General features: G+C 49.8%; 26 protein-coding genes. 10 read left to right on the top strand and 16 right to left on the bottom strand.

Going from position 1 to position 19,042, the window contains the following annotated elements:
* Positions 1-83: 83 nt before the first annotated feature.
* The 16 genes from AC5JLP_RS01360 to AC5JLP_RS01285 form a co-directional block, all read right to left on the bottom strand.
* On the bottom strand, positions 84-2,261 hold the full coding sequence (locus AC5JLP_RS01360) for a prolyl oligopeptidase family serine peptidase (protein WP_496066095.1): 2,178 nt from the start codon (positions 2,259-2,261) through the stop codon (positions 84-86).
* A 31-nt stretch (positions 2,262-2,292) separates the two neighbouring features.
* On the bottom strand, positions 2,293-2,580 hold the full coding sequence (locus AC5JLP_RS01355; protein ID WP_496066094.1) for a hypothetical protein: 288 nt from the start codon (positions 2,578-2,580) through the stop codon (positions 2,293-2,295).
* Positions 2,581-2,681: 101 nt separating this feature from the next.
* A complete protein-coding gene (locus AC5JLP_RS01350; RefSeq protein WP_496066093.1) occupies positions 2,682-3,437 on the bottom strand; it encodes an SDR family oxidoreductase in 756 nt (251 codons plus the stop codon).
* A 70-nt stretch (positions 3,438-3,507) separates the two neighbouring features.
* Positions 3,508-4,299, bottom strand: a complete 792-nt coding sequence (locus tag AC5JLP_RS01345) for a CPBP family intramembrane glutamic endopeptidase (protein WP_496066092.1) — start codon at positions 4,297-4,299, stop codon at positions 3,508-3,510.
* An 18-nt stretch (positions 4,300-4,317) separates the two neighbouring features.
* Positions 4,318-4,995 carry a GOLPH3/VPS74 family protein gene (locus AC5JLP_RS01340; protein ID WP_496066091.1) on the bottom strand — a complete coding sequence of 226 codons (678 nt, stop codon included), beginning with the start codon at positions 4,993-4,995 and terminating at the stop codon, positions 4,318-4,320.
* 290 nt (positions 4,996-5,285) lie between these two features.
* Entirely contained in the window at positions 5,286-6,008 is a 723-nt protein-coding gene (locus tag AC5JLP_RS01335; RefSeq protein ID WP_496066090.1) for a CPBP family intramembrane glutamic endopeptidase, read from the bottom strand.
* The gene (locus tag AC5JLP_RS01330; RefSeq protein WP_496066089.1) at positions 5,989-6,363 is read right to left on the bottom strand and encodes a nuclear transport factor 2 family protein; all 375 of its coding nucleotides are present in this window, start codon (positions 6,361-6,363) and stop codon (positions 5,989-5,991) included. Before AC5JLP_RS01330 ends, AC5JLP_RS01335 begins: the two co-directional genes overlap by 20 nt.
* A gap of 19 nt (positions 6,364-6,382) precedes the next feature.
* Positions 6,383-6,505 (bottom strand): hypothetical protein, encoded by a 123-nt coding sequence (locus tag AC5JLP_RS01325; protein ID WP_496066088.1) that lies wholly within the window; start codon positions 6,503-6,505, stop codon positions 6,383-6,385.
* A gap of 100 nt (positions 6,506-6,605) precedes the next feature.
* Complete coding sequence (locus AC5JLP_RS01320; RefSeq protein WP_496066087.1) at positions 6,606-6,887, bottom strand: Rid family hydrolase; 282 nt, start codon at positions 6,885-6,887, stop codon at positions 6,606-6,608.
* Positions 6,888-6,962: 75 nt separating this feature from the next.
* Entirely contained in the window at positions 6,963-7,922 is a 960-nt protein-coding gene (locus tag AC5JLP_RS01315; protein WP_496066086.1) for a CPBP family intramembrane glutamic endopeptidase, read from the bottom strand.
* A 498-nt stretch (positions 7,923-8,420) separates the two neighbouring features.
* A complete protein-coding gene (locus AC5JLP_RS01310) occupies positions 8,421-8,834 on the bottom strand; it encodes a peptidoglycan-binding domain-containing protein (protein WP_496066085.1) in 414 nt (137 codons plus the stop codon).
* Between the two features lie 158 nt (positions 8,835-8,992).
* Positions 8,993-9,391: a RidA family protein gene (locus AC5JLP_RS01305; protein ID WP_496066084.1), complete on the bottom strand. Its 399-nt coding sequence runs from the start codon at positions 9,389-9,391 to the stop codon at positions 8,993-8,995.
* 133 nt (positions 9,392-9,524) lie between these two features.
* Complete coding sequence (locus AC5JLP_RS01300) at positions 9,525-10,082, bottom strand: DsbA family protein (protein WP_496066083.1); 558 nt, start codon at positions 10,080-10,082, stop codon at positions 9,525-9,527.
* Between the two features lie 221 nt (positions 10,083-10,303).
* Positions 10,304-10,963, bottom strand: coding sequence for a response regulator (locus AC5JLP_RS01295; RefSeq protein ID WP_496066082.1), 660 nt, complete (start codon positions 10,961-10,963; stop codon positions 10,304-10,306).
* Positions 10,964-10,969: 6 nt separating this feature from the next.
* On the bottom strand, positions 10,970-13,090 hold the full coding sequence (locus AC5JLP_RS01290) for a PAS domain S-box protein (RefSeq protein ID WP_496066081.1): 2,121 nt from the start codon (positions 13,088-13,090) through the stop codon (positions 10,970-10,972).
* Positions 13,091-13,468: 378 nt separating this feature from the next.
* The gene (locus tag AC5JLP_RS01285) at positions 13,469-13,564 is read right to left on the bottom strand and encodes a helix-turn-helix domain-containing protein (protein WP_496066201.1); all 96 of its coding nucleotides are present in this window, start codon (positions 13,562-13,564) and stop codon (positions 13,469-13,471) included.
* On the opposite strand from AC5JLP_RS01285, the gene AC5JLP_RS01280 reads away from it, so the two are divergent.
* From AC5JLP_RS01280 to AC5JLP_RS01235, 10 genes are all read left to right on the top strand, one after another.
* Positions 13,544-13,747, top strand: a complete 204-nt coding sequence (locus AC5JLP_RS01280; protein WP_496066204.1) for a hypothetical protein — start codon at positions 13,544-13,546, stop codon at positions 13,745-13,747. The genes AC5JLP_RS01285 and AC5JLP_RS01280 overlap by 21 nt on opposite strands.
* The gene (locus tag AC5JLP_RS01275; RefSeq protein WP_496066080.1) at positions 13,731-14,102 is read left to right on the top strand and encodes an anthrone oxygenase family protein; all 372 of its coding nucleotides are present in this window, start codon (positions 13,731-13,733) and stop codon (positions 14,100-14,102) included. The genes AC5JLP_RS01280 and AC5JLP_RS01275 overlap by 17 nt, the downstream gene beginning before the upstream one ends.
* Positions 14,103-14,353: 251 nt before the next feature.
* Complete coding sequence (locus AC5JLP_RS01270; protein ID WP_496066079.1) at positions 14,354-14,578, top strand: ArsR/SmtB family transcription factor; 225 nt, start codon at positions 14,354-14,356, stop codon at positions 14,576-14,578.
* Positions 14,579-14,845: 267 nt separating this feature from the next.
* On the top strand, positions 14,846-15,001 hold the full coding sequence (locus AC5JLP_RS01265) for a VOC family protein (RefSeq protein ID WP_496066078.1): 156 nt from the start codon (positions 14,846-14,848) through the stop codon (positions 14,999-15,001).
* Between the two features lie 13 nt (positions 15,002-15,014).
* Positions 15,015-15,494, top strand: coding sequence for a VOC family protein (locus tag AC5JLP_RS01260; RefSeq protein ID WP_496066077.1), 480 nt, complete (start codon positions 15,015-15,017; stop codon positions 15,492-15,494).
* Positions 15,495-15,676: 182 nt separating this feature from the next.
* Positions 15,677-16,345 (top strand): glutathione S-transferase family protein, encoded by a 669-nt coding sequence (locus AC5JLP_RS01255; RefSeq protein ID WP_496066076.1) that lies wholly within the window; start codon positions 15,677-15,679, stop codon positions 16,343-16,345.
* Between the two features lie 121 nt (positions 16,346-16,466).
* Positions 16,467-16,937, top strand: coding sequence for an SRPBCC domain-containing protein (locus AC5JLP_RS01250; protein ID WP_496066075.1), 471 nt, complete (start codon positions 16,467-16,469; stop codon positions 16,935-16,937).
* 16 nt (positions 16,938-16,953) lie between these two features.
* Positions 16,954-17,112 carry a hypothetical protein gene (locus AC5JLP_RS01245; RefSeq protein ID WP_496066074.1) on the top strand — a complete coding sequence of 53 codons (159 nt, stop codon included), beginning with the start codon at positions 16,954-16,956 and terminating at the stop codon, positions 17,110-17,112.
* A gap of 51 nt (positions 17,113-17,163) precedes the next feature.
* Complete coding sequence (locus tag AC5JLP_RS01240; protein WP_496066073.1) at positions 17,164-17,892, top strand: DUF899 domain-containing protein; 729 nt, start codon at positions 17,164-17,166, stop codon at positions 17,890-17,892.
* 33 nt (positions 17,893-17,925) lie between these two features.
* Positions 17,926-18,324, top strand: coding sequence for a cupin domain-containing protein (locus AC5JLP_RS01235; RefSeq protein WP_496066072.1), 399 nt, complete (start codon positions 17,926-17,928; stop codon positions 18,322-18,324).
* Positions 18,325-19,042: the final 718 nt, after the last annotated feature.

The following is a 19,042-nucleotide window of genomic DNA, read 5'->3' as shown; positions in this document are numbered from 1 at the left end:
GGTGGGAGGCCACCTGCAAATCGATTTTCATACCGCATATCGACCTCCTGTGTTGCTTCATACCCGTTCACCGGGATGTTCCGTTACCGTGTTCGATCGTTTACATCCAGCCCTGTCCAGTGAGCGGCAAAAGCCCACATATCCGCTGTTTCCTCAATGGTCTTGTCGATGGGCTTGCCCGCTCCATGTCCCGCTCGCGTCTCAATGCGGGCAAGGTGAGGTTTGTCACCAATCTCCGCCGCTTGGAGCGCAGCGACATATTTGAAGGTGTGACTGGGTACGACGCGATCGTCGGTGTCGGCAGTCGTGGCGAGAATTGCGGGGTATGCCTTGCCAGACTTGATGTTGTGATAAGGCGAATAGCTCAAGAGGTTACGGAAATCCGCTTCCTGTGACGGAGACCCATATTCGTCTAACCATAATTTCCCACCTGTGAACTGGTCGAAGCGGAGCATATCCATCACACCAACCTGGGGCAGTGCAGCGGCGAACAGATCCGGTCGCTGATTGACCACTGCACCAATCAAGAGTCCGCCATTCGATCCGCCCTGAATCGCCAAGCCATTTTGGGGCGTGATGCCCTCTGCCTTGAGATACTCGCCCGCCGCGATGAAATCATCGAAGACGTTCTGCTTGTTCTGACGACGACCCGCTTCGTGCCATGCCTTGCCATATTCGGAGCCGCCGCGAATATTGGCGATCGCGTACACTCCACCCTGTTCGACCCACCCCAGAGCCTCCGGCGAGAAAGCGGGAAGCATCGGGATTCCATAGCCGCCATAGGCATAGAGCAGGGTCGGTGCGGCTGCGGTCACATCCTTGCGCCGGACGATAAACATGGGGATGCGGGTGCCATCCTTTGACTTGTAGAACCGCTGCTCGACTGCGATTCGGTTGAGATCGATCGCTACCTTGGGTTGTGCCCACACCCGTGCCGTGTTGCTGGCGACATCGTATCGATAGATCATGCCTGGAGTGTTGAAGCTGGTGAAGATGAAGAAGGTTTCTGGATCATCCTCGTCACTCTTAAAACCGCCAGCCGTGCCGATACCCGGCAGTTTCACCACACCATCCGCCTTGCCATCCAATGTGTAGCGTCGAATCTCCGTCTTCACGTCAACGAAAGAGGAAACCAGCAACCGTCCACTGATCAGTGACGTATTGCCCATAACCGCATCCTGCTCTGGCAGCACAGCCGTAATCACTGGGTCGGCAGCGGCGATATCCATCGTCACCACCTTGCGGCGCGGCGCATCCTGAGTGGTTCTGAGGAAAAACTTCGTCCCCACATTGCCGACGACGCTCCATTCATCATCGAGCTTATCGACCAGCTTACGGGGTTTCCAGTCGGCGCTCTGGAGATCCACCACAGTCAGTTTGTTGCCGACTGAAACGGGCGTGGAAACGATCGTGAGATAACGCCCGTCTGCGGTGATGTCAACGGTATGCACTAGGGTCGGCTGATCTGGAGTGGCATAGACCAGTCGATCCTGCGTCTGGGGCGTGCCGAGCCGATGGAAATAAACGGTCTGATTTTCTGCAACTGCCTGGAACGCTTCGCCTTGCTTCGGTTCAGGAAAGCGGGCGTAGAAAAAGCCAGACCCGTCCTTGATCCAGGCGATGTTGGTAAGCCTTGCCCATTTGATCTCATCGTCCAGTACCTTGCCCGTGTTTACGTCCAGCACTCGAATCGTGCGCCAGTCCGTGCCGCCATCCTGCACCGCATAAGCCACACGCTTGCCATCGTCGGATGCTGACCATTCAGCCAGTGCAGTCGCTCCGTCTTTTGACCAGCGATTCGGATCGATCAGCACACGCCCTGCGCCATCCACACTGTTTCGGACATGGAGAACGGGTTGGTTCTGAAGTCCAGAATTATGGAGATAGAAATACCGTCCCCCCTTTTTGACCGGAATCGAAAATTGCTCAAAGTTGTACAACTGCTTGAGTCGATCCTTAAAGATATCTCGACCCGGCAGCGTATTGAGATAGGCGTTGGTGACTTTGTTCTGTGCTTCGACCCAGGCGGCGACTTTCTTGTCGTTGCGGACATCGTTTTCTAGCCAGCGGTAGGGGTCGGCGATCGTCTGTCCGAAAGGCTTCTCGACGACATCGACTCGCTTGGTTTCAGGATAGGTGATTGGAGGCATCGCTGCTGTGGACATTGTTGTAGAGTCCGTGCAGGCGGAAGCGAAATGGGTAGTAAAAAGTAGCGCGATCGCGAACAGGGCTGCACGGCGCAGCCGTATTTTTTGAATCATTTTTGTTGTTCTCCAGTTTTTATTAAAAAAGCTATTCTCTGTACCAGACCCGCACACATTGAAAGCAATTGACGGTTACGCCTTGACTGATCATCACTGGGTAGACACCATTGCTGACCCTCACTCCGTAAACACCATCACTTGTACCTTCGATGCGATCGGGTAAAACAACGGTTTCAACATTGATCACCTGTATCGTGCTACTTTCGATCCACTGATTGACAGCACTCACAACCTCAGCGAAAATTTCATACTCGGAGGCGCCGCCGAAGGGCCCCCGTTCCGTAATGCGAGGCGCAAAATCTTTGTACTGAATCATTTTTTCACCGCCTTAAAATTGTAGAGTTGACCATCACTTCAACGAGCCATCGCGGTTTGATTTGTTGATGGATCGATTCACTGTGAGTCCGCTATCAACCATCAACTCACTGTATAGCCGCCATCGATCGCTAAGGGTTGTCCCGTAATGTAGCTAGCAGCATCAGAGCAGAGAAACACAACCGCTTGAGCAATTTCCGTTGCCTGACCGATCCGTCCCATTGGAACCATAGATCCGAGATCATCGAACGTAATGCCCATCTGGTCAGCGCTACGAGCCATGAGGTCAGTCGCAATGGGACCCGGATTGACAGCATTGATCCGAATCCCCTGTTTGGCATAGTCGAGAGCAGCTGATCGCGTCAGCCCCATCACTGCATGTTTGCTGGCGACGTAGGGAGAGATCCCTGGAAGCGCAACGAGACCATTTGTGGATGAATTGTTCACGATCGCGCCTGCGCCTTGGGTGAGCATCTGTTGAATTTCATATTTCATGCACAGAAATACCCCTCGCGCATTGATTGACATGATCTGGTCAAAATCCGCGATCGATTGTTCGTGCAGCGGTTTAACAGCAAGATCAATGCCAGCATTGTTAAAGGCACAATCGAGTTTGCCGTAGGTGGCGATTACTTTTTGCATCAATTCCCGAACATCCGCTTCACTCGATACATCGGATTTCACGAACAAGCATTCCGCCCCAGTCTCGCGAATCAGAGCAGCAGTTTCTTCACCTTTTACACTGCGGATGTCTGAGAAGACAACTTTTGCACCTGCCGCACCGAAGGCGATCGCGGTTGCTTGACCAATTCCTGATGCGCCTCCAGTGACTAACGCCACTTTATCTTGAAGTATCATTGTGCTTCTCCTAAAATCAAGTCCGGTTGTTCTCTCTTGAAATAATCGTGAAATCGCTTTGGAAAAAAGCTTAGACAAATCTTGCCAACAAAAGGCTAAGAGCAAAGGAAAGGGCATGAAAGCTGACATGGGATAACATCGCAGCCTCAAGCGAGTATTGCCAAAAGAGCCAACCAAACGCAATACCAGCAATCCCATTGAGTAATATTGCTCGGATTATCACCAGCGGAGTGAGTGGAACGATCGCAGCAGTTGCGGGCAGGTGTAAAAGTCCAAATACCAGCGCTACTAGCACAATCGCACCTTGGTAAATCCCTTGACTTGGCAACGTAACGCCTTGTTTTAGTCCTTTCCACGCGATCCAAACAAGCAGCGACATTAAGCCCCAGCGCATCAGAATTTCCTCAGTGATGCCGCCATAAAGCATTGCTGTAAGTGAACTCAGCCCATTTGGTTCTGTGTGATTGGCTGCCTGTAGCGCTTCAGGTAGAGCAGGTTTCATGAACCGATCAAGCAACAGGACAATGATTGTCGTCGCTGCACCCAAACCCAAGCTCCATTTCATCTCAATGGCAGAATATGGAATCTTAGGGGTATGAAGTACCCAGTAGTCAATCAAATGTGAGCGTAATCCAACGCGATTGGCACAGCCAATTCCAATCAGAATGCTGATTGCTAGTAGAACTGTAGGCTGTAGTCCTTGCAGCAGCATTAAAACCCACAGTGGCGGAACTTTTGCCAGCATTTCTGGAGACAGTTTCGCCAATTGTTGCTCAATTAATGAAACCGAGGTAATCGCAAGCATCGCAATTCCCGCAATGCCCAACACAAATAGAATCCCAAATTGTTTCAAAACTGCCATTGATTTAATCTCCTTCGTTCATCCGCCATTGATTGCGCCCAGAGTCGTGGCTGCTTGAATGGTGAAAATCGCCTTTGAAACTGCTTTACCGACCAACTCCCCTTCTGCGATCGCTCTAATTCGCGATCGCACGGTCAGACGTTCTTCCGGTCTGAACACCGCATCGGTCAGGCGAGAGGCTTGCATCAAACTAATCAATGCTGCCATACGAGAATCCAGTCCAATGCCTTCTAACACGGCTGTGCGAACTTGCTGGACAATCTCGCGTTGAATAGATTCATCCCTTAGGAAATATCGCTGCGTTGGGAATAGACCAAGAATGCGTTGCTCTTGTCGTTCTAAAACCCCTAAATCGACTAAGTTCTGCAACACAATCGTTTGAATTCCTTTGTATCTTCGTCTCCAACGAGTCACCCAGAACCCTGCAGTTCGAGGACGAGACGATGCTAGAACCTCGTTGAGACGTTGATCTAAGAATTCATTGCCTGTGCTACCTGCCGTGGCTTGCCCGTGTGAAGCACGTATCGCACCAATCACACGATTGTCGTTGTCGATCTCAAGTTTGCCTTGCAGGACTAAGTCTAGTAACACAGAACCGACTAAGCCATAGTCGAGCGCAGAGTAGAAAGAGAAGCGAGTTTTCCCAGTTTCGGGATTGAGTGCAAGAAGGATTAAATCCTGTGAAAGATATTGCATGATGAATTGCTTAATGTTGATTTTGTCAAGAAGAGTCTATTCAGTAGTAGCGAGACACTTCATTTGGCGCAGTTCAATTTCACCACCATCGTGCCCGCATTCTGCCCTGAGAACAGATATTGACTCACTTCAGCCTTTCCTATTAGGTTCAAACTTGAGTTGCAGATTGACTGACTCGATTATTTCTCGGCTTCTTTTCCTTCAAGGGTCTTGTCGACTACAAATGTCCATTGCGTGTCGTTGGCGCAGAACGACAAGAATCCTTCATTGTTGCCTGAGCGCGCGTTCTATCACCTCATGCCAGCAGCTACCATCACCGGAATCGCGGGCAAGTTGAAAACGACATGAACGATGACAGCAGTCCAGACCGATCCGCTGCGGCGGAAGATCTCGGCAGTGGCAAGACCCGCGACTACGGCTGTGGGAAAGACGATGTTGATGCCATGAACGAGGGCAAAGAGCAGGGTGCTACCCACGACCCCGATGAACGAACCGTAGCGCAGCAGTGCGTTAGTGATGACACCCCGGAAGAGCAACTCCTCACCAATAGGCGTGACGATCCCGATGAAAAATGTCGCTAAAACCAGAGATAGTACCCCGCCGCTACCGCCCTCTGCGTAAACACCCTGGACATTGTTGGTGTTCCCAGTGATCTGAATCCAGCCCAGAACTGCCAGTCCCTTGAGCACGAAGGCAACCAGTCCGACTCCGACCCCGATGAGCAGCCAACGTTTGGAGACCGGGCGCACGCCGAAAGTTCTCAGGGAACGAATCCGCAGCAACACTGCCGCTGCGAATCCGGCAATGCCAGCGATGCCGGAGAGCGAGGTGAAGACCAGTCCGAGAACCACGGGGTCAAGACCGAGCCACTTGAGTTGCGAGCCAACCCCGAATCCGACGATCGCGAAGACGACAAGACCCACAATGATTTCAAGCCAGCCAGGACGGGAGACCTTGTTCGGTGTGGACGCGGCGAGGGGCTTCTGTGGGTGATTAGAAGATACTTTTTTCATCCTTGACCTCGGTTTTGATGACGAAAGCCCTTAATTCGACAATCTTGCTGCCGCGAAAGCGCCAGACATCGCAGTACGAGTAATGAGCCGTCTTCCCGTCTTCGTCCTTCATTGTGATGTCGCCGAGTGCCGCGACGAAATCACCCTCAGCAATTAAGTTAGCGACCATAAACTTTGGCGGTTCTACATATGTCGTTGCCATCCATTGGCGAACAGCTTCTTTTCCTTTAAGGGTCTTGTCGCCTACAAATGTCCATTGCGTATCGTCGGCGCAGAACAACAAGAATCCTTCATTGTTGCCTTCAGCGATCGCCGCGTTTGCCTCTAATAAAATTGCTTTATTTTTCTCTGACATCTGAATCTCTCCATCGGTTTTAGCTCGTGATTGCAGTAACACGGATCTCAATCCGCATCGTTGGAAGTCCAAGCGCTGCGACTCCTACCTCTGTCCAAATTGGGGCATGGTTGGGCATGTAATGACGAAATAGCTTGACCATCACATCGTTAATACCGATTTAAAGAATGACGGCTACAGATCAATCGGTGGGTAGGGGCAAGGCATTGCCTTGCCCCTACAGAATGTGTCGCATTTTCAATTCAAATTGGTATAACCTCTGGGGGAAACCCGCCAACATGGTAAGAATTGACGTGGACAACGTGCTCCCAACCCGCACCGGCAGTCGCCAAGGTTCGCTCTACGTTCCGAAACGCCTGAGCAATCTCATCCGCAAGCGATTCGGGGATTTGCAGATTGTCGTCCCAACCGCCTTGCCCTGATATCTCAACTCGATCGCCAATTTTTACGGCTTGCGAGTAATGCAATTGATTCAGCAGGCGTTCTCCATAACCAGGGGTGACAAAAAACTCGGGCTTATTCATTGTGTTCCTTTGTTCAGTACGCATGATGATCAACTCCTTTGATCCATTTGCTGATCGTTTTATGAACTGACGAGATCACCGACGACCATCCCGATCGCTCTGGGAAACGGGTTCGGATGCCTTATCGCGTTTGAACACCTTGTAGGCGATCGCCAAAAACACAGGGATTGCAACCAGCACTGATAGCGCCCCGTAGGTCGCGTGGTACTCGCTGATTGTGAACAGAGCGGGTGAGGGCAAGGCACTTCCAGTGATGTTGAACAGGAGTACCCCGCCGATATTGTTCGCGAAGTGTACGCCGATGGCGAGTTCAGTGGTTCCGTCAATCAATGAGACCACACTCCACAGCAGACCTGGAACAAGGAAGTAGGTGAAAAAGATTGTGAGCCAGCCGCCTGCAATCGCCTCCGGGTTGAGGAGGTGCGGCAGGGTGAAGATCACGGCTGCCACGATCGCCAGAAAGATGCGGTTAGACCAGATCAGGCTTGCACCCTGCACGATGTACCCGCGAAAGAAAAGCTCCTCGGTGGTCGTCTGGATCGCGGTGACAACCAGTGCCAGCGGGACGAAGATCACGAACGGCGTAAGGTTAGAGTTGAAGGAGAAGGTGTCGGGGTAAAAGAGGTACTCTCCCAGCACACCGATCAGGCAGAATGGCACGAACCACGCCACAAATCCGTGACCAATACGCCGCCAGCTGATCTTCTCCCGTGCGGTGATCAGCGTCCGGAGGGGGCGGCGGTGGACGAGGGAGACGGCGAGGATGATTCCCGCCAAGAAGAACGGAAAACCCACCATGATATAGAGGAATTGCCCGACGGGGCTGAGCGCGGTATGATTCGTCTGACCGCTGAGCGCGAACGCGACGAGGAGGCTGGCACCAGTCCCGACGATCAGCCACGCAAAGAGGATGATCATCAGCCCCAGAACATACCGCCATCCCCGATGTTTACCCCACCTCGCAGCTTCCACGTAAGTCGCGCCTTTCACGTCCGTTCCGATTCCCTGATGTCCTTTGATTGCTTTAAGCTTCATCTTTGTCTCCTTGACTCGTGCATGGATGTAGTGCTTGGATCTGACCGCTAGGGCGTGTCATCAATTAAAGGGGAAATGCTTGAGGCATGAGCCTTGTCACGCCCGCCCAAGCAAACAAACTAGAGGCTACAACTCTTTCACCATCGGTAGTGCAGTTAGAATTGATGACAGCCCCTAGTTATCTGGGAGAACGCTTACACTGAAGTGCTTTCACATTTCGTAGATAATTCAACTCAGGCTCAAAATTCGTAGGACAGTTAACATATACGATGTCCTGCGATCGACTAATGACCAAACGGTAGGCAGGTGGAATTCCTTGAGAACTTTCAATTACTTCAATTCTGGGAATCACTTGTGAATTGACTTGAGCCAAAGATGGAACACTGAATAGCACCAATAGACTGAGCAGGATCGTTGCTGAGACAATTCGCGGAGAGCGTTGGAATATGGAGAGAATCTTGTTCATTGGAAGTTTCCTCATAAGTTTTTTCTGAGTGATTAATACGGTTTCCAGGGAAGCGGCGATCGATAGGGATTCTCCTGCCTATCCAGCACTTCCCAAGTCACCGGGTTGACCCATCCTGTAACGGGGATGTTGTAGCGTCGTTGTAAATCTCTCACCGCAGACTCTGTAATCGCGCCAAATGCACCATCAACAGCGGCACCACTCGGATTTTCCAACCTGACTCCAGCAGCGGGTAAGAACCCATTATCTAAGAGAATTTGCTGCAACATTCGCACTCCTGTGCCGCGATCGCCCCGACTCAAAGTCGGTAATGTGAGATTCGTGTAGGCGGTTGCAACGAGAATAGGAGATTGTTGATGTGGAGGGGTAGCGATCGCCGGATGCATTCGCAAAACCCCAACCACTCCTGCTGTGACGACGATTGATAGAGTAGTTTTAGCAAGCATCGCAGTGATTCCGGAAATTGAGCGTTGTGTTGTGGTCGATTTCATCATCTTTCTCCTAGTTGTCGCTATCAATTCATCAGGCTCTGAATTGGCTCTATGTAAAGCCACGCCCATGCGATCGTGTTTTCTCTGAGTCTTATTTACGTGAACTATCTCCACTACTTCAGTGCTGCTGTTGCTTCAATTTCAACTAATGTTTCTGGAGAAGCGAGTGAGGCAACACCGATGCCAGTGAGCGCTGGGCGCGACTCTCCCAGATATTGCGTTAGAATCGGTGCAATATCCTCAAGGAACTCTCCAAGTTCACCCCGAATGTAGATGCGAACGCTAAGCAGATTCTCGATCGAGCTTCCTGCTGCATCTAGGACGATGGTTAGATTCGTCAGCGCCTTTGAAAGTTGCCCCTCGACGGTATGGGATGAAATCTGGTGGTTCGTGTCCCAATCTACTTGACCCGAAATGTAAACGGTGCCCGTTGTGGTATCGACAACAGCATGGGACAATCCGTGCGGTCTGCCATCGTAGCGTTCTGGGGGATTAACAAGTTGCTTTCTCATTGTGTCTTAAGTCCTTTGAGGTGAATATGAATATAGTCAAGTACTTGCAGGCAAAGGCTAGCCATTAGAACTAGATAGCTCATTAGCACTCGCAAACAAATCAGATGTGAATTGGAAGTAGGAATCGGGCAGATCAATGTCTTGCAGCGATCATAGCTGCCATCAACTCTGTCATTTTCCAGTGTCCGGTATATCGAATGTTGTTGGTAAATAGGGCTGGAGCAGTTATTACTCCACTTTGTATTCCACTTGTGATATTTTCATTGATGCGCTCGCCATGCACTTGTTTAGACAACTCTTTGAGAAACTGAGGAATATCAAGCCCTAAATCATTGGCATACTCGATAAGATAACCGTTCTCCAACCTTTGTTGATGGGCAAATAAAGTGTCGTGCATTAACCAAAATTGTCCTTGGGCAGCAGCAGCTTCGGCAGCTTCGGCTGCCCGTTGAGCATGAGGATGAATCTGTGTTCGTGGAAAATGACGGAAGATAAAACATAAATAATTCTCTCCAAAAGACTCACTAAGCTGTCGTTTGATCCCTTGAATTAGCTTGTAAACGTTCGCACTTCTGGAGTCTTGATAGTCTCCATACATCACCAGCACAACCTCGGCACTCAGCACACCTTGCATCCAGTCTTGGGTTGACGGTGGGACACGTAAGGAACTGGGGCTGCGATCGTCATCCATTTTTCTACATCCGTAGCAGACAGGAAACCTTGCAATTGACTTGCTCGATCCCTTGGCTGCATCTCTATTTGCATAAATTCAATATAGGAAATCGCCTTCAAGTCGTCGTCTACAGTGAGTTAAAAATTTCACAGTACAAATTGATAGAGTAACTATGCGATCGCAGTGTAGAAAGCTGGCTATAACTTAAGTTAGAATTCGAAGTTGATCGAAAGTGCATCCTATAAACTGACAATGCCGCGCTTAACGGCAACAATCACAGCTTGGGTGCGATCGCTAACATCTAACTTATTCAAAATTCGATTGACATGAGATTTAACCGTGCCTTCCCCGATACTCAAAGCAGTCGCAATGTCAGCATTGCTCATCCCTTGTGCCAGTGAGCGCAAGACTGCCAGTTCTCTTTCACTCAGTTCTGGATTGCTGAGGCGCTGCACTAACTTTGCTCCCACATCAGGTGGAATATACTGCTGACCTCGATGAACGGTACGAATCGCATTCAGAAGCTCGTCAGGTTCAGTTTCTTTCAACAGATATCCTTTTGCGCCTGCCTGCAATCCCCGATAGATATCTTCGTCACTATCATAGGTGGTCAGTACAATAATCCGAGCGGATTTAGCAGTCGCACAAATTGCACTGATAGCAGCAACTCCTTCCACTTCCGGCATTCGCAGATCCATTAGCGTGACATCCGGTTGGTGTTCCTCAAATAGCGCGATCGCCTGTTCACCATTTTCGGCTTGTGCAATCACCTGCATATCTGGATCACGGTTAATAATCGTGGCTAGTCCTTGCCGAAAAATAGCATGATCGTCCGCGATCAGAACTCGGATTGGGGGTGTGGAGTGTGGGGTGTGGGGTGTGAGATGTGGAGTAGTCATTTCACCTTATACCCCAACTACCACCATAATCTCTGTCCCTTGTCCAGGTTGACTCCGAATCGTGAGTTGTGCGCCAATGCGCTCTGCCCGTTCGCTCATGCCGAGTAAGCCAAACCCCTCAGAGGATGGAATACTCCCAACGCCAAAGCCCTGTCCATTGTCTGCCACACGCAAACAAACCTGATTGCGATCGTAGACTAACTCCACTCGAATTTCGTCAGCATTGGCGTGTCTAATCGCATTGGTTAATGCTTCCTGCCCCATCCGCAGTAGGTTACTCTCAACCTCAGTGGGTAGAGTATATACCACACCCTTGATCTCATCATACAAAGTGGTATTAGTTGCGGTAGCCCTGGTTTGAGCGACGAGACGATGGAGAGCGCTCTGTAAACTGCCTTCCTCCAAAAGCTGAGGACGGAGCGCGACGACCGATCGCCGCGCTTCAGTCAGTCCAGTTCGCGCCAATTCTTTGATCAGGTCTAGATGTGCCTCAGTTGCTTCTAAATCATCCGTTAGCACCTGCTTTGCGGCTCCTACCTGAGCCAGAATGCCTGTAAACGCCTGAGCGAGTGTGTCGTGAATTTCACGCGCCATGCGGTTCCGCTCTTCTAAAATCGAGGCGGCTTCTGCTTGTTTTTGCGGTGTGATATCTCGCACCAACCAAATCACCTGCTCGTGCTGAATTGGAGCAATGCGAGCCGAAAACCAGATTTCTCGTCCGGCGATCCATTGGCTGTATTCAACGGTGAAAACTTCTTGGGTTCTCAGCACCTGCTGAATGTAATGCAGAAACTCATCCGCTTGTTCCTGAGCATAAAGTTGATGCAGTGTTGTGCCAATATACTCCTCCCGATGCAACTCTCCATAGGACGGATTTCCTTGAATGGCACAGATCAATTGCCCCTCAGCATTGAAGATACAGATTGGATCGGGAATGGCTGAAAAGAGCGCTCGCAGTTCTGCTTCAGAGGCTTGCAGTGCTATTTCTGCCTGTTTGCGATCGCTAATATCTGCAATCACGCCTTCGATGTAGTCATCGACTGCATTCAGATAAGAAGAGAAAAGTCCCCAAAACAATGTCCCATCTCGTTTTCGCATCTGGACTTCAAAGCTTCGCACTTCCCCATCCCGCTTCATCAACTCAATGCCTTGTTGGCGATCGCTGGGATTGACCCAATAGCCGATGGTGTGTTCCAGTCCAATGATTTCCTCTGGTGAATCAAAGCCCAACAGATCGGCAAAGCGTTGATTGGCATTGAGAATTAAGCCATCACAGGTGCGGGTGCGGTAGATGCCAACCTGCGAGTTTTCAAAGATCGTTCGGAACTTGGCTTCACTGCGTTGTAATGCCTCTTCTGCTTGTTTGTGCTGGGTGATGTCATTGCCAACGGATAAAAATTCTACGATCTGTCCCTGTTTATCCAAGATGGCTTGATTTGACCAGGCAACCCAAACCCGTCTGCCATCTCGACACAAGTTCTCACCTTCTGCGTGTTGGTAGGATGCGGGATTGCGAAGTAGATCTTGAATAAATTGTTTGCGATCGCGTCCAGAGATTTCAGTTTCTGGAACAATCGTTTCGAGTAAGGTGTGCCCTAAAATCTCATTTTCCTCATAACCCAAAAATCTTAGCCCATAATCATTTATGTACTGAATTCGTCCTTGCGGATCATAGCGAATGATGATTGAATTCGCAGTTTGGATCAGATTGCGGTAGTTCGCTTCACTTTTCTGTAACGCTGCGGTTCGTTCAGCGACCTGTTGCGCTAAAGTCGCGATAGCGGAGTGATCAGCAGCATTTTCAACAATCGTATGAGTTGATGCAGAAGCTGCCCTCTGAGCAAAGAACTGTGGATAGCAAGTTTCTAAATCTTTGACCTTTGCCGTTGCACCCCAACGTTCATAGCAGGAGTGAGCTTCTTTCATGTAAGTTTGAGCAAACTTTTCTCGACCTCGCGCCAGATAGTGTTTCGCCGCTAATTCATAGGCTAATGCTTCTTCTTGAATAAACTCATGTTCAGCAGCACCTGCGATCGCTTGTTCGTAAAGTTCTTCTGCCTCAAGAAATTGCCCCAAGACCCGTGCTTTCTCTGCCTCGACTAAATGAAACTTGTGAAGATAGTTCATTAGCGCTATGAATGCTCCTCAAAATTCTTGCGATGTCGATGCACTCTCACACCCTGATAGACCAGAGAGGCTGAACTTCCACAGATTTGGCTCTGAATTGCAACTCCAGGTAGGGTAATCATTGCACTTTTTCCCTGTCAGTATCATCAGCCATGCCGTAAATTATATCAATGACACAAGCTTTAGCTACTCCTATTTTTCTCTGTCTAGAAGCGCATTGACATCGCGCTTCTCATCACACCCAGGTTGTATTTCCTGCCGCTTTACGGGTGATGGAGTTCAGGAAGCGATCGTCCAATGTAAAGCCTACGAAAGCACCAGTTTTGAAATCTATGCATACAAAAACAATCAACTCAATCGGGTCTTTCAAGGCGCAGGCTATGGTTGCTGATCGCCTCTGTACGCAGTTGGAGTTACGCCTGTGGATTGTCGAAACTGTTTGCTCAAATGACTATGGTTATTGAATCCACACATCAAAGCAATTTCTATGATGGAGTGATCGCCTACCGAGATATTGGACGCAATCCCATCCCCCATGTCGATAAACCCTGGATTGCCGCCGCTTTTACATCACCAGAGCAACACCCCCCGAACTGCGTGACGCAATTCACCTCAGCGAACAGATGGCAATGCTCCCCCAATGGCTTTTTACATTGACGCTGTTGACGGCTTTGGGCTGTGGGTTGGCAGCAGGAGTTTTCTTCGCCTTCTCCACCTTCGTCATGCCTGCTCTAGCTCGACTTCAACCATCTCAAGGGATTGCCGCGATGCAATCGATCAATATTACGGCGATAATCCGTTGTTCATGAGCGCTTTGTTTGGAACGGCTTTCGCTTGTCTCGTTCTAGCGGTTTCCGTTCTGCTCAAATGGCAGCAATCCGTTACTGTCTCCTTACTCGTTGATGCCCTGTTCTACCTTGTTGTCACGATCGATGTGACGATCGCCTGCAATGTGCCGCTCAATGATGCACTGGCAGCAGCAGCATTGTTTACAGGCCTCCTTCTGAAATAGAACTTCAACACAAAAGTTTATCAAAACAATGGAGATTGCTCTTGACAGCTTTGAATAGTACATTTAACCTAATACTTAGTTAACTGAGCGGTTAAATACTCCTCATCTAAATGTCCACTGTCCACGAAGTGTCTCTAAAAAAGATCAATTGAGTGTTACTCTCCGCTTTGGCTGACCCCACCCGTCGGGCAATTCTGGCATAGCTTGTTCAAGGAGAAGCGATTGTTACAGAACTCGTTGAACCGTTTGAGATGGGCCTACCTGCCATCTCCAAACATCTCAAAGTTCTGGACCGTGCCCACCTGATTACCCGCAGTCGAGATGCTCAATGGCGACCCTGCCAACTCAATCCGGAACCGCTGAAGGATGTCACAAACTGGCTGGAACACTATCGCCAATTCTGGGAACAACGTTTCGATCGCCTGGATGAGTATCTCCAGGAATTGCAGACAGAGGAGAAAAGCAGCGATCGCTAGTTGAACAAAGGAGAAACGATGGCACTCAGATTTTTGTGAATTTACCCGTGAGAGCCTTGACCGATCGGTGCAGTTCTTCACACAACTCGACTTTAAATTCAATCCTGAATTTACCGATGAGATAACAACTTGCATGATTGTGGCTGACAATGTTTTTGTGATGCTGTTGGTGCACGACAGGTTAAGACCTTTACGCCGAATGCAATTTGTGATGCGACGAAAAGCACTGAAGTACTCGTTTGCTTGTCTAGCGAGAGTCGAGCCGCTGTGGATGAAATGGTGAAAAAAGCAGTTGCAGCGGGCGGCAACACTTACAGAGAACCTGAAGATCATGGATTTATGGATGGTCATGGTTTTCAGGACTTAGACGGGCACATTTGGGAGCTGGTATACCTAGAACCCAGCCCAGAACAAGGAAATTAATGGAGAAAACTTTATGCAAAAAATCGTTCCCTGTTTATGGTTTAACGGCAACGCTGAGGCGGCGGCTGAGTTCTATGTCTCCCTGCTGCCAGATTCGCGCATTGATCGTATTTGCAAGTCTCCCGCTGATACGCCGAGTGGCCCCGCCGGAATGGTCTTGACGGTCGAATTCACTCTGGCTGGTATCCAATACGTGGGGCTAAACGGCGGTCCGCAGTTTCCGTTTACTGAAGCCGTGTCATTTCAAATCCATTGTGATGACCAGCCCGAAGTCGATCGCCTATGGGCTGCTCTCGCAGAGGGTGGCTCGGAAATCGCCTGTGGATGGGTCAAAGATCGTTGGGGACTTTCCTGGCAAATCGTACCCAGGCGAATGATCGAATTACTCAACGACCCCAACGTAGACCGTGCCCGACGTGCTCAAGAGGCGATGATGCAAATGGTCAAGCTCGACATTGCCACAATTGAGCGTGCAGCAGACGGTATCCGTTAGACAAGGTGTCACGCTACGACAAAGTTTAGAGGCGAGTTTGCATCTAGATGATGCGGGGATGCGGGGACGCGGAGAGTTTGAATGGCATCAAAATCCCCGCGTCCCCGCATCCCCGCATCCCCGCGTCAATCTCCCCCCCTAACTACCGGATGCGCCCATTTGTAATCACTTGGAGTCTGCCAATGATCCCCACCATTACTGCATTTGAACAGTCGCCCGATCGTGGACAGGGAATGGCACGTGATATGCCCGTGCGCTGGGCGCTTGAAGAAGTGGGTCAACCTTATGACGTTCGTCTTGTTTCGTTCAGTGCGATGAAGGAAGCCGCGCATCGTGCGCTTCATCCCTTCGGGCAGATTCCGACCTATGAAGTAGGCGATCTCGCCTTGTTCGAGTCGGGGGCGATCGTGTTCCATATCGCCGAGTGCCATGCAGGACTCCTACCACAGGATGCAAAGGCCCGGTCGCGCGCAATCATGTGGATGTTCGCTGCGCTCAGCACGGTAGAGCCACCGATCATTCAGCACGAAATCGTCACGTACTTGGAGCACGACAAGACCTGGTATGAGCAGCGTCTACCGATTGTCGAGGATCGCATCCGCAGCCGATTGAACGAGTTGTCTAATCGGCTTGGGGACACCGACTGGCTCGACAATGCGTTCAGCGCTGGTGACCTCATGATGGTGCAGGTACTACGCAGGCTGAGCGGATCGAGTTTGCTCGAAGAATATCCGAACCTCTCCGCCTATGTTGCTCGCGGCGAAGCGAGACCAGCCTTCAAACGTGCTTTCGACGCTCAGTTGGCGGTTTTCACTGGCAAGCCCCCCGACCGATTGAAAGGAGCCTCCTAACAAGCTGACGCGTTGCTTCGCGGCTTAATTCAGGTGAAGGAACTATTGTCTGTGTTTACCGTTGTGCCGGAAAACTTGAGACTGGCTCGTGTGCCCTTGATTGATGGGAGGGAGAAGCAACATGGGAGCAAACAATGGGGAAGACGTTGCAACTGTAAAACGCGAGCTAACCATGACTCGTGTCTTCAATGCACCCCGCACACTCGTCTTTCAAGTTTGGACACAACCGGAACATTTCGCTCAATGGTTAGGTCCGAAAGACTTTGTCACCACATTCTGTCAAATGGATGTGCGATCGGGCGGCACATATCGAGCCTGTATTCAATCTCCCCAGGGCAGTGACCATTGGATGCAGGGCGTGTATCGCGAAATCATTGAACCTGAACGATTAGTCTTCACGTTCGCGTGGCTGGATGAAGATGGTCAACCCAAACACGAAGCACTGGTGACAGTCACGTTTACCGCTCAAAACGAGCAAACATTGATGACTTTCCATCAAGCCATCTTTGAATCAATAGAATCGCGTAATGCTCATCAATCCGGCTGGTCTGAATGTTTCGATCGCCTCAAAGTACATCTAGCAAAGCTCTAATCAAAGGAGGAACTCTATGTCTCGCTCCACTTCACTGATCTATCTAAAGCAGAACGTATCTACCACGCTCTATCAGAAAACGGAACCATCCGCATGGAACTTCAGAAAACCTTCTGGGCGAGTCGTTTTGCTATTTGATACGCCCTGGATGGTCAACTGCGATCCAGCTGCCTAACCTTTACTACGCGGTGACGAGCAAAGTTTTCATGTGGAAGGAAAAATTGAAATGATCAAAAACCAGATAGCCTATCCAAAAATCGTTGAACAAGATGAGTGGCTTGCTGCTCGCAAAACCCTTCTAGAACACGAGAAAGAGTATACTCAGCATCGCGATCGTATTAACGCTGAACGACGTAGACTACCAATGGTCAAGCTTGAGAAAGAATACACGTTTGAAGGAACAAACGGCTCTGTCAAACTCTGGGATTTGTTCGAGGAACGCACTCAACTTATCATCTACCACTTCATGTTTGACCCACAGTGGGACAAAGGCTGTACGGGCTGCACAGGCTATGTCAATGCACTGAGCGATTTGACAATGTTGGGTGATCGTGACACCACCTTTGTACTCGTTTCTCGTGCCCCCTTACCCAAACTCGAAGCCTATCAAAAGCTGAACGGCTGGAACATCCCGTGGTACTCCTCCTTTGGCAGCGATTTCAACTATGATTTTCACGTCACGCTGGATGAAAACATTGCGCCCCTTGAATATAACTATCGAGACAAAGCGGATCTGGAACAAAGCAACAGACCAAATGTGATGCAGGGTGAGAGTCACGGTCTCAGTGTTTTCTTCCGCATGGGCAACGATGTTTTTCACACCTACTCGACCTATGCCCGTGGTGTTGAATCGCTCACTGATGCCTACAGTCTCCTGGATACCACACCCTACGGACGACAGGAGGATTTTGAAGACTCACCCTCGGGCTGGCCCCAGAAGCCGACCTATGGATAAACTCACTTTAAACACTGAATTTAGGAGAACGCTATGACCCGTGAAAGCGATCGCTTCAACCTCAGTTCTACCTATGTTGTGCTTGAGGAAAATGGTGATGCAATACCCATTGCCGTGAGCGATCGCTTTTATCAAGACCTGGAACAGAAATTTGGTGACTTCAAAGGAAAGCACCTGGTTTCATACTATACCTTTGAGAAAGACTGGGATAGTTGGGAAATGCACCCGTCTGGAGATGAGATTGTCTGTCTGCTGTCTGGTCAGGTAGATTTTGTGCTGGAGCAAAATGGCAGCGAAAAAATAGTTTTTCTCAATGCGCCTGGTGCTTACCTGGTAGTGCCTCGTGGAACCTGGCATACCGCTAAAATTCACTGTTCTAGCTCGGTGTTATTCATTACGCCCGGTGAAGGCACTCAGTGTCGTCCCGCTTAAGCACTTGATCTAGAATTTGTGGAGATTTCAATACCATGAGTTGCATCTCGATCAGGCTGGAAAGCACTTGCCGAACGCTTGAAGTAACTTGAGAGGGCCTTTGATGCGAATGTCGCATCGCAGCACTGCCCAAATTAAATTTTCTCTTTTGCCACACATCCTAACCAACCCACAATCACAACTTTTTTGACCATACTCCCTCCAACGCAAAACTTCACGCTTCGCTGATGGAATTATCACGGATTGGATTACCACTCGCCATACTAGCGAGAATAGAGCATTAGAGCTGTCTTGTCTGAGAAATCCATCCCCATTCTGCCAGCAGAAACTAGGCCTTGGCAAAGCCTCTCGAAGAGACTCGTTTCATCCGTCTGGCTAAAACTAATCGAAGTTATACCGATTTAAAGAATGATGGCTACAGATCAATTGGTGGGTAGGGGCAAGGCATTGCCTTGCCCCTACAGGATGTGTCGCATTTTCAATTCAAATTGGTATTACTCGTCCAGGAGCAACTTGAACTTGAACCGCAGTGGTAGCTGCTCTGTTGCGATCGACGACCTGGTCGGCTGACTTTTAATACAAGCATTACCACGGCTTGAACAGCGCTTCGTCAAGCTGAGAATTGCTGGCTAGATGCCAGCAATTCATCTCAGACTGTATAAAACTTAGGATTATGGATTCAATAAAACCGGAAATCATAGTGATTGCGGCTTAGCAG

Source organism: Stenomitos rutilans (genome assembly GCF_059505485.1).
The sequence above is the reverse complement of the archived record's forward strand: the minus strand, read 5'-3'. Positions and strand labels throughout refer to the sequence as shown.